General features: G+C 39.9%; 13 protein-coding genes. 6 read left to right on the forward strand and 7 right to left on the reverse strand.

The features are described 5' to 3' along the window. From C0J08_RS18850 to C0J08_RS18860, 3 genes are all read right to left on the reverse strand, one after another. Positions 1-250, reverse strand: a 250-nt coding sequence (locus tag C0J08_RS18850; RefSeq protein ID WP_502711617.1) for a hypothetical protein, incomplete at its 3' end; no start/stop codon positions are given. 120 nt (positions 251-370) lie between these two features. Then, complete coding sequence (gene yghU, locus C0J08_RS18855; RefSeq protein WP_212653435.1) at positions 371-1,234, reverse strand: glutathione-dependent disulfide-bond oxidoreductase; 864 nt, start codon at positions 1,232-1,234, stop codon at positions 371-373. A gap of 43 nt (positions 1,235-1,277) precedes the next feature. Further along, positions 1,278-2,054, reverse strand: a complete 777-nt coding sequence (locus C0J08_RS18860; protein WP_212653436.1) for a ferredoxin--NADP reductase — start codon at positions 2,052-2,054, stop codon at positions 1,278-1,280. A gap of 455 nt (positions 2,055-2,509) precedes the next feature. Between C0J08_RS18860 and msrA the strand changes: the two genes are divergently transcribed. The 5 genes from msrA (at position 2,510) to C0J08_RS18885 (ending at position 7,303) form a co-directional block, all read left to right on the forward strand. Beyond that, positions 2,510-3,133 carry a peptide-methionine (S)-S-oxide reductase MsrA gene (msrA, locus tag C0J08_RS18865; protein WP_212653437.1) on the forward strand — a complete coding sequence of 208 codons (624 nt, stop codon included), beginning with the start codon at positions 2,510-2,512 and terminating at the stop codon, positions 3,131-3,133. 289 nt (positions 3,134-3,422) lie between these two features. Beyond that, positions 3,423-3,992, forward strand: a complete 570-nt coding sequence (locus tag C0J08_RS18870; RefSeq protein WP_212653438.1) for a porin family protein — start codon at positions 3,423-3,425, stop codon at positions 3,990-3,992. A 144-nt stretch (positions 3,993-4,136) separates the two neighbouring features. After that, positions 4,137-4,874: an oxygen-insensitive NADPH nitroreductase gene (gene nfsA / locus C0J08_RS18875; RefSeq protein WP_249344379.1), complete on the forward strand. Its 738-nt coding sequence runs from the start codon at positions 4,137-4,139 to the stop codon at positions 4,872-4,874. A gap of 45 nt (positions 4,875-4,919) precedes the next feature. Beyond that, positions 4,920-5,444 (forward strand): peroxiredoxin, encoded by a 525-nt coding sequence (locus C0J08_RS18880; RefSeq protein ID WP_212653440.1) that lies wholly within the window; start codon positions 4,920-4,922, stop codon positions 5,442-5,444. Between the two features lie 362 nt (positions 5,445-5,806). Then, positions 5,807-7,303, forward strand: a complete 1,497-nt coding sequence (locus C0J08_RS18885) for an EAL domain-containing protein (RefSeq protein WP_212653441.1) — start codon at positions 5,807-5,809, stop codon at positions 7,301-7,303. On the opposite strand, the gene C0J08_RS18890 is transcribed toward C0J08_RS18885, so the two are convergent. The 3 genes from C0J08_RS18890 to C0J08_RS18900 all read right to left on the reverse strand — a co-directional run bounded on the left by C0J08_RS18890 (position 7,300) and on the right by C0J08_RS18900 (position 10,751). After that, entirely contained in the window at positions 7,300-8,748 is a 1,449-nt protein-coding gene (locus C0J08_RS18890) for a cache domain-containing protein (protein WP_212653442.1), read from the reverse strand. The genes C0J08_RS18885 and C0J08_RS18890 overlap by 4 nt on opposite strands. Positions 8,749-8,861: 113 nt before the next feature. Further along, on the reverse strand, positions 8,862-10,100 hold the full coding sequence (locus C0J08_RS18895) for an NAD(P)/FAD-dependent oxidoreductase (RefSeq protein WP_212653443.1): 1,239 nt from the start codon (positions 10,098-10,100) through the stop codon (positions 8,862-8,864). Between the two features lie 168 nt (positions 10,101-10,268). Beyond that, complete coding sequence (locus tag C0J08_RS18900; RefSeq protein ID WP_212653444.1) at positions 10,269-10,751, reverse strand: Hsp20 family protein; 483 nt, start codon at positions 10,749-10,751, stop codon at positions 10,269-10,271. Positions 10,752-11,091: 340 nt separating this feature from the next. Between C0J08_RS18900 and C0J08_RS18905 the strand changes: the two genes are divergently transcribed. Then, the gene (locus tag C0J08_RS18905) at positions 11,092-11,748 is read left to right on the forward strand and encodes a nitroreductase family protein (RefSeq protein WP_212653445.1); all 657 of its coding nucleotides are present in this window, start codon (positions 11,092-11,094) and stop codon (positions 11,746-11,748) included. Positions 11,749-11,907: 159 nt separating this feature from the next. Here the strand turns inward: C0J08_RS18905 and C0J08_RS18910 are convergent, their stop codons facing one another. Next, positions 11,908-12,975 carry a GGDEF domain-containing protein gene (locus tag C0J08_RS18910; protein WP_212653446.1) on the reverse strand — a complete coding sequence of 356 codons (1,068 nt, stop codon included), beginning with the start codon at positions 12,973-12,975 and terminating at the stop codon, positions 11,908-11,910. Positions 12,976-13,075 lie beyond the last annotated feature (100 nt).

The raw sequence follows: 13,075 nt of genomic DNA on the forward strand, positions 1-13,075 counted from the left end.
CAAAATAAGCACAGCAATAAGCAAGAGACCATTGATTTGCTTGCATGGATTTCAATGCGTTTAACTTGAAGTGAGATGAATAAGGATGGCCTTTATGACGAAAACTTTCAACGCCATGTATTTGAAAAACTAATGACCAGTAACGGATTTGTCCTGATGACACTCCGAATTTACGACCGAGTTCTCTTGAACTTTCATATTGAGCAAGTGTGGCTAATTTTAACTTAAACGCTCTGTGGTATTTAGACATAAAAAGACCCCCAGTAATTGGATAGTCCAACTATTGGGGGTCACTTCAAAGTGACTCCCATCTAGGCTTTTTTAATGCCTCTACTTTTTCGTTAGAAAGCACTATTTTTTATCTTCGTCTTTAGTTAAAAATGTCATCAAAGTCTGACGAATCGTGTCGCTCTTGTAGCTGGGCACCATCACCAAAAGATTTATTCACAATTCGGCCACGCTGAACGGCCGGACGTTGTTCAATCGCTTTTGCCCAACGTAAAACATGTTTATAACTAGTGACATCCAAAAACTCTGCAGCATCATACAAATTACCTAACACCAAGTTGCCATACCAAGGCCAAATCGCGATATCGGCAATAGAATATTCTTCACCAGCCATGTAAGTGTTGTGTGCTAAATGCTTATCTAGCACATCTAACTGACGCTTAGTTTCCATAGAAAAGCGATCTATTGGATATTGCATCTTGGTTGGTGCATAGGCGTAAAAATGCCCAAAACCACCACCTAAATAGGGAGCCGATCCCATTTGCCAAAATAGCCAATTACGACATTCGGTTTTAGCAACAAAATCTTTCGGTACCAAGGCATCGAATTTTTCGGCCAAGTATTGCAAGATAGACCCAGATTCAAATACACGTGTTGGCGGTGTGGTGCTGTGATCCATTAAGGCTGGAATTTTGGAGTTAGGGTTAATTTCAACAAAGCCTGAACCAAACTGATCACCTTCACCTATATTTATTAAATAAGCATCGTATTCTGCAGCATTGATACCTAGAGCCAACAGCTCTTCCAGCATGATAGTTACTTTTTGACCATTGGGTGTCGCCAAAGAATGTAGCTGTAGCGAGTGCTTACCAACTGGTAATTCTTTGTTGTGCGTTGCGCCTGCTGTTGGGCGGTTGGTACTGGAAAATTTACCACCATTATCGGGATTCCATTGCCATACTTTGGGTGGGACATAGTCTTCATTTTTCATAGAATCAGAACTCATAATATCTCCTTAAAATATTTGCCAGCGTGAGGCATCCCAGCGATTAATGTTCGACAAAAGCTCGTTCGATTACATAATCTCCTGGTACGCCAATTTTAGGTGATTCTTTAAAGCCGAGCTCATCAAGTAAAGCGGATGTATCTTTTAGCATACTCGGGCTACCACAAATCATGGCTCTATCGTGAGCAGGATTCAACTGAGGCAAGCCAATATCAGCGGCTAACTTACCACTGCGAATTAGGTCAGTAAGACGTCCTTGATTGCGAAACGGCTCGCGCGTTACGGTTGGATAATAGACTAGTTTGTCTTTCACCTGTTCACCAAAGAATTCATTTTCAGGCAATTCTTTTTCAATAAAATCAGCATACGCCAACTCACTAACATGACGAACACCATGAATTAGGATAATTTTTTCGTATTGCTCATAAGCATCAAAATCTTGAATAACACTTAGAAAAGGTGCCAAACCTGTCCCTGTAGACAATAAGTACAAGTGTTTACCTGGATGTAAATCACGAGTCACTAAAGTGCCTGTTGGCTTACGACTGACTAAGACATCATCACCAACCTGTAAATGTTGTAAACGCGAAGTAAGTGGTCCATTTGGCACTTTAATACTGAAAAACTCTAAATGCTCCTCGTAGTTTGGGCTAGCAATACTGTAGGCGCGCATCAAAGGTCGCGTTTCGGTTTCTAAGCCAATCATGACAAATTGACCATTATCGAAACGTAAGCTTGGATTACGCGTGGTTTTAAAACTAAATAAATTGTCATCCCAGTGGTGAACGCTCAAAACGCGCTCAGTAACAAATGCACTCATGATTACCCCATTAAAATTTTTAGCGAAATTTTTCTTTTCAAATCTCAAAACCACGCAGTAGTAAAATGAATCTACCCAGCTATGTGAGTGATTGGTGGTCGAATCCATGAATAAGCGAGAGTTGAATTGATTAGCAAACATACTATAAGACAACTCTTTATTTGTTTAATTGATTATCTAGATGTCTTTAATATGCTCAGCATATATAAAAGCAAATAATGGCTAATCTTGAAACGAGACTTAGTCTGCCACCCAAATGTACAAAAAATAGGTCATTAAATAGGAAGATAGAGTATTAAACTGACAAAGCGAGTATCGAAAATCCCCAACAGATTTTCGAAAAACGACTATCTTCTGAAATGAAAAGTAAGAAAAATGCCACCAGCAACGACTAATTTCTAAACCGGAGAAAAAATTACCAAAATACCTTTTCTAATAATCAAAGGACTTTCTAAATGATTACTCGATATACTCTTAAGCTTTTAGGGTTGCTATTTGTTAGCAGCATGGCGACGTTTAGCCATGTTTCACAAGCCTCACCACAAACCATGATTGTCGCTGGCGGCTGCTTCTGGTGCGTAGAATCTGATTTTGAATCAGTCCAAGGCGTCAGTGATGTTGTTTCTGGCTATACGGGAGGGCATACAGAAAACCCAACCTACCGTCAGGTTTCTTCAAAAAAAACAGGTCACTTTGAAGCCGTCATGATTCATTTTGATGATGACATAGTTTCTCTTGCAGCCTTAGCAGACTATTACTGGAAAACCATTGACCCCACCGATGCTGAGGGCCAATTTTGCGATAAGGGCTCTCCATACAAAACGGCGATGTTTTACCAAGATGACCACCAGAAGGCCGTTTTTGACGCTTCTCTCGCGAAGGTAAAAAAAACAAAACCTTTTAAAGACACAATTGTTACTGAGATTCTTCCGTCCAAAACGTTTTATCCTGCAGAGGAATACCATCAGAGCTACTACAAGAAAAACCCTATTCGCTACGCCTTTTATCGTACTAGCTGCGGTCGAGATAATCGTATTGAAAGCTTATGGGGTGAAGTAGAAAGTCATCAAGACCATTAACTATCACTGATTACCCTCAATGTAATCGCCTTCAATAGGCACTGTATCGAAGACGAATAAATGTCAGCATTAATTTTAATGGCTGGCATTTTTGTATTTAACGCCACTCTTCTTGCCAATATTTCGCTCTACCTAAGTATCAATAAAGCGTTTTTTAACTAGGTTTAACGCATAGAAAATGAAGCAAATTGGCAATTCCCAGCAAAACTCTAGCCATTAACACTACGATAAGCCAGATTAATACCGCAACTCACGAAGTACTCAAAAAGTAACTAAAAGGAGTTATACAATGAAAAAGCTTATCCCAATTATCGCTGGTAGCATTGCTTTAGCCTCTCTAAGTAACGTAGCCAAAGCAGAAGACACTTATGACAATAACAGTGGCCTTTATGTTGGTGGTAACTATGGCTATCTAAAAGTAGAAAGTGAAGATGACTTTGACGATAACAACGACGTAGTACAAGGTATTGTCGGTTATCGCTTCAACTCTTTCCTTGCTTTAGAAGGTAGTTACATTGACTTTGGTAAGTACGGCGGCAGCGCAGCAAGCGCATCGACAACAGGTTATACCGCGGCATTAAAAGGTACTTTGCCTGTCACTCAAACAACCGAACTGTTTGTCAAAGCAGGTCAACTATGGCACGAAACGGATTACAACATTGCCTCAGTTAAAGGCAGTTCCGATGATAGAAGTTTGTTCGCAGGCGCTGGTGTAAACTTCAACGTAACAGAAAATTTATTGCTGAATGCCCAATACACTTGGTATGACGTCGACCTAAATGCGGACAACGTTTCTTCTGATTCAAAATTCGAAACAGACTTCAATCAAGCCAGTGTCGGTGCAGAATATCGCTTCTAAATCATTACGTTTCCCTAAAGAAAGGTTTGGCCCAATTGGCTAAGCCTTTCCTTTGTTTCTGCAACTTTCTTAACGAGAAGCTCTTTGACCCTTCCTCACTAAGCCTCTAGTATCTAGACATCTCATTTGAAGAAGATGCCAACTATGAACCCAATTCTTGAAGCTCAGTCAAACCACAAATCCATTCGACAGTATACAAACAAAGCCATTGATGAAGCCTTACTAAAACAGCTCATCCAATCCGCACAAGGCGCCGCTTCCTCCAGCTTTATTCAAGCTTATTCCCTTGTCCAAGTAACCAATAAAGAAAACCGCCAAAAAATTGCCACTCTGGCCGGTGGTCAAAAATGGGTGGAATCAGCCGCAGAGTTTTTTATTATTTGTGCCGACCTAACTCGTGTTCAACATTGCTGTGTTGAGCAAGGTCTAGGGGCACTAGAAGGCAACACAGAACACTTTATTGCCGCCACCACCGACGCGACTTTTTTTGCGCAAAATCTCATGCTGGGGGCGGAATCCGTTGGCCTTGGCGCGGTATTTATTGGCGGTATTCGTAACGATCCAGAGCAGGTCGCCGAGCTATTAAACTTACCAGAGCAAGTTTACCCCATTTTTGGACTTTGCCTTGGTTACCCAGATACCCAACCAGATCTCAAACCCAGACTGCCAGTAGAGGTGATCCTTCACAAAGACAGTTATGATAACAACCGCTGCGCCGAAGATGTAAAAGCCTACGATAATCAAATGCAGGCTTACTATGAAAGCCGTGGCGATAATCAGAAAAATAGTAATTGGTCTGAACAAACGGCTGCCGCTGTGCAGAAAAAGAAACGTGAACATATGCTAAGCTTCTTGCAGCAGCGCGGCTTCTTAAAGCGCTAATACAAAAGCATGAAATCATCATTAACCTAGATAAAAGGAAAAAACATGATCACTACAGTACCTAATGTTGTCTTTAAAACACGTGTTCGTAATGAAGAGCTAGGTGGCCCAAACCCATTTGAATGGAAAGATGTAACAACAGCCGACTTGTTCGACAATAAAAAAGTCGTTGTTTTTTCTTTACCAGGTGCCTTTACACCAACTTGTTCAACCTCTCACCTTCCACGCTACGAAGAACTTTACGAAGAATTTAAAGCACAAGGTGTTGATGCGGTAATCTGTGTGTCTGTAAACGATGCCTTTGTTATGTTCCAGTGGGGCAAAAGCCAAAATGCGAAAAACGTATTCTTATTACCTGACGGCAACGGTGACTTCACTCGCCAAATGGGTATGTTGGTTAAGAAAGAAAACCTAGGTTTTGGTATGCGTAGCTGGCGCTACTCTATGCTGGTTGAAAATGGTGAAATCAAGAAAATGTTTGCTGAAGCAGGCTACCAAGACGATGCACCAAACGACCCATTCGAGGTATCGGATGCAGACACTATGTTGAACTACTTAAAAGGAAATTAAATTTTATTCCTTGCATTTCAACTATAATAGAAGGGAACATGCTTAAAGCATGTTCCCTTTTTTAATCAACTCTACTTTATAGTGAACACAAAAAATAACACAATTAAATTCTTCTAGTTTTACAACGCTCAATTATAATAAGAAAAATTTATGTATTTAAAATATCAAAGTGACTTAAGTGAAGACATCATAAGGTATTAAGGATGTTAAATTATATTAGGAATAAATCCATAATATTAGACATGATCTTCTCTTCTCTTGTTAAACCTTCCTGGAAGAGCCTACTCTTTTTCATCAGCATTTCGGTTTTCCTCAGCATTTTACTTCATAACTGGAATCAATTAGTCACTGAAGAAAGACAGTTGAGCAACTATGTAAAAAACATTACCAATCGGGTAACACAATCTTCCTTTCAAATGAAAACAGCCATTAATCTTGCCAATCAAGTCGACGCTGCCGTTTGCTCACCTAAAGACATTCATTCATTAAGGCAGATTTTAGCAAACTATCCCTATATCAACGATTTAGGGAAATTATCAAAAGATAACGAAGTACTTTGTAGCGTCTTATGGGGTAAGATATCAGAGCCAAAAAAGCTTCCTGACAATCACATCAAAGACACAAACTTCGAAAGAACTTGGCCATTAGTCAGAGGCTTATTCTCACCAAATCAAATACGCGCTGTGTTTAGTAATGGCAACACTTTTGCCGTTGCATCGCCCATTACCTTCTTAGGCATCTCCCGACACTCGTCAAAAATCGGCAGCGTTATTTATGTAAAACAGACGAAAAAGATTTACCAAATCTTTGACGATATTACTTACCAAAAAGCACAACAAGTCATTGCTAATGGCTCGACCAAATTACCTTGGCTGACAACACCAAATTCATTGTTGATCACTAAAAGTTGCCCGACCAATTACGAGTTTTGTGTCGCGGGCATAGACAGCAAAGTCGGTATTTACGATATGAGCTTGGTGGATTGGATAAAAATGGTGCTATATGGCGTCTGTATTGGTGTCATCTTGTCTTTTGCCATCACACTTTTAATTTCAAATCGACGCACACTTATTTACCGCTTGAAATATGCCATTAGAATGAATGACATCTATTCTTTATATCAACCCAAAATACACCTAAAAACTGGAAGAATTATTGGTGTAGAAGCACTAGCAAGGTGGGACGATAAAGAATTAGGAAGTGTATCACCAGACCGCTTTATTGAGTGCGCTGAATCTCACAATATCATTAGCAAATTAACCAAAAACCTCATTATTAAAAACTTACAACAAATAGGCCCTTTTTTAAAACAAGACGCACAATTCTCACTTAGCATAAACCTCACGGTAAAAGACTTATCGGATCAAGATTTTCTCAACTTTATCGATAGGCAAGTAAAAAGAAATGGCATCAATACCGAGCAAATTATTTTTGAGGTAACCGAGCGCTCGGCGGCTCAAAATAATACCCTTAAAAATGCGACGAAAAGCTTTTTACGCAAAGGCTATAAAATATCACTCGATGATTTTGGTACCGGATTTTCGAATTTATCTTGGCTTACAACATTTGAGCCAAATGAAATAAAAATAGATAAGATGTTTGTTCAATCAATTGGGACGCAGACCGTCAGTCAGATTGCATTAAATGGAATTTTTCAATTGGTGGGTAGTTTAAACGTAAACCTTGTCTTTGAGGGAATAGAATCCACCAATGAAGTGGATTACATTCTTCAATTTTCTCCTAATGCCGTAGGCCAAGGTTGGTTGTACTCCAAAGCTGTTGATATAGACACCTTAGAGGAACTCCTAAAAACTCAACCTTATATGGATTCCTCTTACCTAGCCGATAAAAAAGACTAAAGTTTGATACAGCCTAAGTCGTAGCTAATTTTGTCTGCGCTCTTTTTCAGCTCTGTAGTAAGCGCCATAATCGCCGACAGTGAAGATGAAATATCATCGATATTTAAGTCTATCTCATTTGGGAATTCACGCAGTAATACGCTTTTCACCTGTGCCAATTGCAGCTTAATGCTCACTATGTGCTCAATAAAAGACTCTAAAGATACACGTTGTTTACTAAACGCATCTAAAGCCTCGATTAATTCTCGATCAGACTGACTGACCGAGCTTTCAATGAAGGCAATGTCATCATCAAGTTCATTTAAAGAAGCCTTCGTGTCGCTTAACACAGAGTGTTGAGAAAATGCATTATCAGAAGCAACTAACTTCTCTTCAAGTTGACTTACCTTATGGCGTAACACTTGTAATTGCTTGGCGTCATTGCTGATTCCCCCGGCTATTTTCGTCAACTCTTTCTCATTATTCGAATGAATAAGGGTATTATCAGAGAACCGACTCGCCACCATATCCAAATATTGTTCACTTTTCGTCAGTTCTGAATAGGCTTCTTGAATGCATTTCTTATTGTCGGCCAATCCTATGCTAATTTGCTTTTCCTCTTGATCCATCACATCAATAAATGTTTCCAACTCTTTGCTCACGTTGCTTAATTTAACGCTATGCTCTGCTATTGTTTGTGTTTGATGGCGTAAAGAATCGAAAATACACTGTATGTATTGATAGAGGTTGACCAACATAAATAACAAGCTGTTTTTTGGGTAAGACTTGTTTTTTACAGCTTGAAGCCCTTCGTTTTCGAATTGCTCAGCGAAACGTATGACATTCTGCGGATCATCTCCTAATTGATGAATAATGCTTCGATACACCCAGAATATTCCAGCTAATATCACCAAAAGCATCGCCGCCGACGCCAAAATAAAGTAACTGGCTAACTGATTGGCTTCCGCCTCAAGGTCATCAACATACACCCCCATGCCCAACATCCACTTCCATTGCGGCAGTAACGTCATACCATTCACTTTGACGAATAAGGCATTAGAATCGGCTTTTTCACTCTCGCCCACCACAAACATAAAATCATGCTTGTTCAAATAATCAATGTACTTCACATAAGACCGTTGAAAAACACCGACTACCTTGTTTTTAACATGCACACGAGCGATACCATTCGCATCATTCGCCCATAAAAAATTGTTACCATCTCGCACACTTGAGAGTAAACGAATAACATTTTCTTCCGCTTCCTCTCGTGACATTTTATTAGCTTGCTCTAACTCGACAAAATGACGGGCTTGATTAACAGAGAAGGTTAAAATCGATTGTATCTCATGCTTTCTAGCTTCAATTAATTGATTCTTTAATGTATTAACGGCAAAGATATAGAAAAAAAACATCGTAATTGCCAATAAACAAACAATTACACCAATTTTCTTAGAAAGCTTCATACCTAATCACCTAAAAAGAATAAATCGTCATTAAATCACTATACATTTCTAGGCAATTAAATAAATAGCTATTTACCTATTACACATAAAGGAAACTATAAATGAAAAGCATATTAAGAAGAAAGGCGTTGCGTTGGGGATAATGCCCTAAGCAATTCATTAGACTCACCCTCCATAGCTCGGATCAATAGCCGCGCCGTTGTTGGACCAAGTGTAAAACCTTGGTGACCATGGCCAAAATGAAACCATAAACCTTTATGATTTGGTGCTTCACCGACCAAAGGCAACATATCCGGCATACAAGGACGAGTTCCTACCCATTGAGGCTCTACTACTTGCTCACCTAAGTCGATGATCTCATTCAATGCCTTAGCGCCGCGCTTTAATTGTTTTGTGTCTATGGCGGAATCAAACGGAACCAATGCCGCCCCTGTAGTGACTCTTAACCCTTTTACCATTGGCGCAGCCAACACACCATTCGCTACATCTAAAAATGGCCTTTGGAGTGTATTGGGCGCATTAAAATGACCATGATAACCGCGTTTGTAAACCATAGGTATGTGATAGCCAAAACGTTTTAACAATTCTGGAGACCAAGGCCCTAGTGCCACGACCACTTGCTCAGCTTTAAGCTCACCATCACTGGTTAGAATTTGCCAGCCAGACACCGTATGCTGCAAGGTGCTGGCATCGCCAGAAACCAAACGGCCGCCTTGTTTAACAAATAAATCACAGTAAGCCTTGGTTAAATCACCAGGAGAAGAACAGCTCCAGCTTTGCGTATAATGCACCGCTCCAGCAGGCGCTTTCTTAAGAGCCGGCTCTTTGTGCAGATAACTTTTTCCATCATAAATGTTGGATGTAACCCCATACTCGGCCATCAAAAACTCGGCTTTTCTGACGGCTTTCTCAAACACTCTCTTGTCACGATGCAACATAACCAAACCGCAATGATCAATTAAATGCTCAGACCCTGACGCGTGAATAAGAGGATCATGATCTGCGGTAGAGCGAAAGGTTAATTGTGAGTGGATGCGAGATATTTTTGCGTGCTTTTCTGCGGCTGAATGACGAAAATAAGACCACAAAGCCGGTGCCATTTGTAGCGCTCCGCTCATTTTCCAAGTCACATCATTACTGATCTCGAAAGCGTATTTGCACAAGGTCGCTATATCTCTAGGTAAAGCATATGGCTCAGCCGCTTCCACTTGAATCATGCCCGCGTTGCCATAACTGGTTTCAAGGCCCGCATCCCTTTTATCGACAATGGTTACCTGATGACCACTAGCCTGAAGCGCCAAAGCCGTGCTCACTCCCACCATACCTGCACCTAGAACAATAAACTCTGCCATATATCTACCTCGATCTCGATGCCATCATAATGGAAAAACACTCTCCAAATCTCAATAAAAGTATAGACGAGACAGTCAGTAATAAATCAGTGACCTAAATTAAAAAGCATAAAAACAAAAAAGGGCCGTGAAAAAACACAGCCCTTACACGTAATAAACAAGATTAGCCTAAGCAACTTTGGACTTACTTTCTCCTGAGCCATCTTTTTGGTACTCAAGCACACCATTACTTGCTTGGTTGATGGCAATGCTTCTTGGTTTCATCGCCTCAGGAATTTCTTTCACCAAACTAATGGTCAGTAATCCGTTCTTAAGCTCAGCACCGGTCACCTCAACGTAATCGGCAAGATTAAATTTGCGCTCAAACGCACGGTTGGCAATGCCTTGATGGAGATATTTGTGCTCCCCAGAGTCCGCTTTTTCACCACGAACAGTGAGCACATTTTTTTCCACCTTAATATCCAAATCACCTTCTTCAAAACCCGCTAAAGCAAGCGAAATGGCGTAGCGGTTATCATCAACCACTTCGATATTATAAGGTGGGTAACCCGCAGAGACATTATCAGCTGTTAGCGCACTATCAAGTAAAGACGCTAAACGATCAAAACCAATACTGCTGCGATATAGAGGGGTAAAATCGATTGAGTTCATAATAAATCCTCCTAATTGAAGCAAAATACTAATCATCAAAAGTTGTAACAGACACTCCCTTTTAACTAAGACGAACCCGTTACATTGCTAAAAATAGGATCAACAAAAAAATTTTCAAGGCGTTCTTTTAGAAAAAACGTCCTATTTTTAGAGCTAATTTTTATAAACACAATATCGATTCAACCTACTAGCTCACCAATTCATCATCAACAATCATTGACTAATAGCTCAACAATTACTGTGTATTTCTCCTTCTTGATAAACGCTACCATAACGGCAAATTACTCAATATTACTTTGAACATTCGTTGTTTAAAGCGGCACTATTTATGGAGACAACCATGTCACACCAGATTATTACTGATCTAGAAAAACGCTATACAACAAAACACTACGATGCGTCCAAACGCATTCCGCAAGCTGATTTAGAAGTGATCTACGAAGCAATGCGCCTATCACCTTCTTCTATTAACTCACAGCCATGGAAATTTATCGTGATTGAAAGCGATACAGCAAAACAGCGTTTCCATGATACTTTTGCCAACAAATTCCAGTTCAATCAAAAGCACGCTAAAGAAGCCTCTCATATCATCCTTTTAGCGCACAAAACTCACTATAACCGCGAGGACTACGCAAAAGTTGTCGATAAAGGTATTGAAGATGGTCGCACCAAGCCTGAAAACAGAGAGCAAGCATTTGGTGGTTTTGCTTTCGTAGAAATGAACATGGATGAGAATGGCAACACCTCAGGGTGGACAAAATCTCAAGTGTACATTGCTCTTGGCAACCTAATGCACACAGCAGCTCGCCTTGGTATTGATTCCACACCTATGGAAGGTGTTGACCCAGAATTGATCGGAGAAATCTTCAGCGCAGAATTAGAAGGTTACCAATGTGACGTAGCGCTCGCCATCGGCTATCACCATAAAGACGAAGACTACAACGCTGCATTGCCTAAGTCTCGCCTAGCAATGAATAATGTAGTAACTGTTCTTTAACAACCTATTTTGAACACCAAAAAGGGTAAGTCATAAAAGCGACTTGCCCTTTTTTCATACATCTTGATAGAAGAGACTCTTCAACTGCCAAAGTATCAAATGTGTTTACGCCAAAACTCGATATATTTGGCAAAATCCAGCAGCACGCCCAGTTTTAGACTATTCAATAAGGGTACGATTTCGACCTAAGCTTTTTGCTTTATATAAAAGATCATCAACTCGCTTCAGAAGTTGGTCTTGGGTTTCTTCTGGTTTAACTTCAGCCAAGCCAGAACTGAATGAAATAGGGCCATTTTGCAGTGTCATACTGGCGAATCGGTCATGGAGCATTTGCATTTTTTGATAAGCATCATGAAGTGTAAATGGCATCATTAACATAAACTCTTCGCCGCCGGTACGAAACGCTAATGCATTATTTTCTTTAGCCATTTCAGCTAATAAAGTAGAAGCTTTTATAAGCACCTCATCACCATATTGATGGCCCCATTGATCGTTAACCTGTTTAAAGAAATCAATATCTACTGCCGCAATAGTGAAATACTCTTTAGTTTCCTTCCATTCGACAAAGCTATTTACAAAGGTTCGACGATTAAGTAACCCCGTCAATGAATCTTGCTCAGATAATTGCCTAAGCTGTTCTGATAATTGCTCTACTTTAGACTGTCTTAACAGAAACTTTTTAGTCAAACTTTCCATCATTAACAGCATAAAAATACTTGTCACAATAGAAGTCGAAGCAAGATCAATTAAACGCGTTTCGTTATCCGGGTAAGGCGAAATTAGTTCAGGGTAATAGTATTCAATAGTAACCAATGGGATGGGGACAAAAACAGAAAAAAACTGGCCAAAATATCGATACGGTGGATGGTTTCGAAATGCCACAGAGATGTACATGAAAACACAGATATTTAAGAAAAAGGTTGGTCCATAAGAACCACTATTTAAGAACCAATTAATAGGTAATGTGATCGTCGTAATCATCACCATAAAGATAACAGCCATACGCTGATAATCATTATACCAACGAGAGCGATACCAAACGCATAATGTACCGGCGGACATAGCTAACTGTATGCCAATATTTAAATAACCAGATGCGCCAGTGACGTAGTTAATCGCTGCGGCATACAAGAAAGCTACTGAGACGATTAATTGCACCGCATGCTGAATATATTGCTGCGGGTTATCCTTACTTCCAAGCAACCAACTTCCTATTCTTTCTATCATATTTCTAATCCGTTATTTGGAATAATAAGAATATATATCACCCACCTATTGTTCGGTTTTCTATGCTCAGGGTCAAACAAGTGGAGCAATAAATTAGTAT

Source organism: Marinomonas sp. CT5 (assembly GCF_018336975.1).
Lineage (GTDB): Bacteria > Pseudomonadota > Gammaproteobacteria > Pseudomonadales > Marinomonadaceae > Marinomonas.

Coding starts and splice junctions, on each gene's coding strand:
- yghU (WP_212653435.1), bottom strand. CDS start 1,234: ATGAGTTCTGATTCTATGAAAAATGAAGACTATGTCCCACCCAAAGTA.
- C0J08_RS18860 (WP_212653436.1), bottom strand. CDS start 2,054: ATGAGTGCATTTGTTACTGAGCGCGTTTTGAGCGTTCACCACTGGGAT.
- msrA (WP_212653437.1), top strand. CDS start 2,510: ATGATTACTCGATATACTCTTAAGCTTTTAGGGTTGCTATTTGTTAGC.
- C0J08_RS18870 (WP_212653438.1), top strand. CDS start 3,423: ATGAAAAAGCTTATCCCAATTATCGCTGGTAGCATTGCTTTAGCCTCT.
- nfsA (WP_249344379.1), top strand. CDS start 4,137: ATGAACCCAATTCTTGAAGCTCAGTCAAACCACAAATCCATTCGACAG.
- C0J08_RS18880 (WP_212653440.1), top strand. CDS start 4,920: ATGATCACTACAGTACCTAATGTTGTCTTTAAAACACGTGTTCGTAAT.
- C0J08_RS18890 (WP_212653442.1), bottom strand. CDS start 8,748: ATGAAGCTTTCTAAGAAAATTGGTGTAATTGTTTGTTTATTGGCAATT.
- C0J08_RS18895 (WP_212653443.1), bottom strand. CDS start 10,100: ATGGCAGAGTTTATTGTTCTAGGTGCAGGTATGGTGGGAGTGAGCACG.
- C0J08_RS18900 (WP_212653444.1), bottom strand. CDS start 10,751: ATGAACTCAATCGATTTTACCCCTCTATATCGCAGCAGTATTGGTTTT.
- C0J08_RS18905 (WP_212653445.1), top strand. CDS start 11,092: ATGTCACACCAGATTATTACTGATCTAGAAAAACGCTATACAACAAAA.
- C0J08_RS18910 (WP_212653446.1), bottom strand. CDS start 12,975: ATGATAGAAAGAATAGGAAGTTGGTTGCTTGGAAGTAAGGATAACCCG.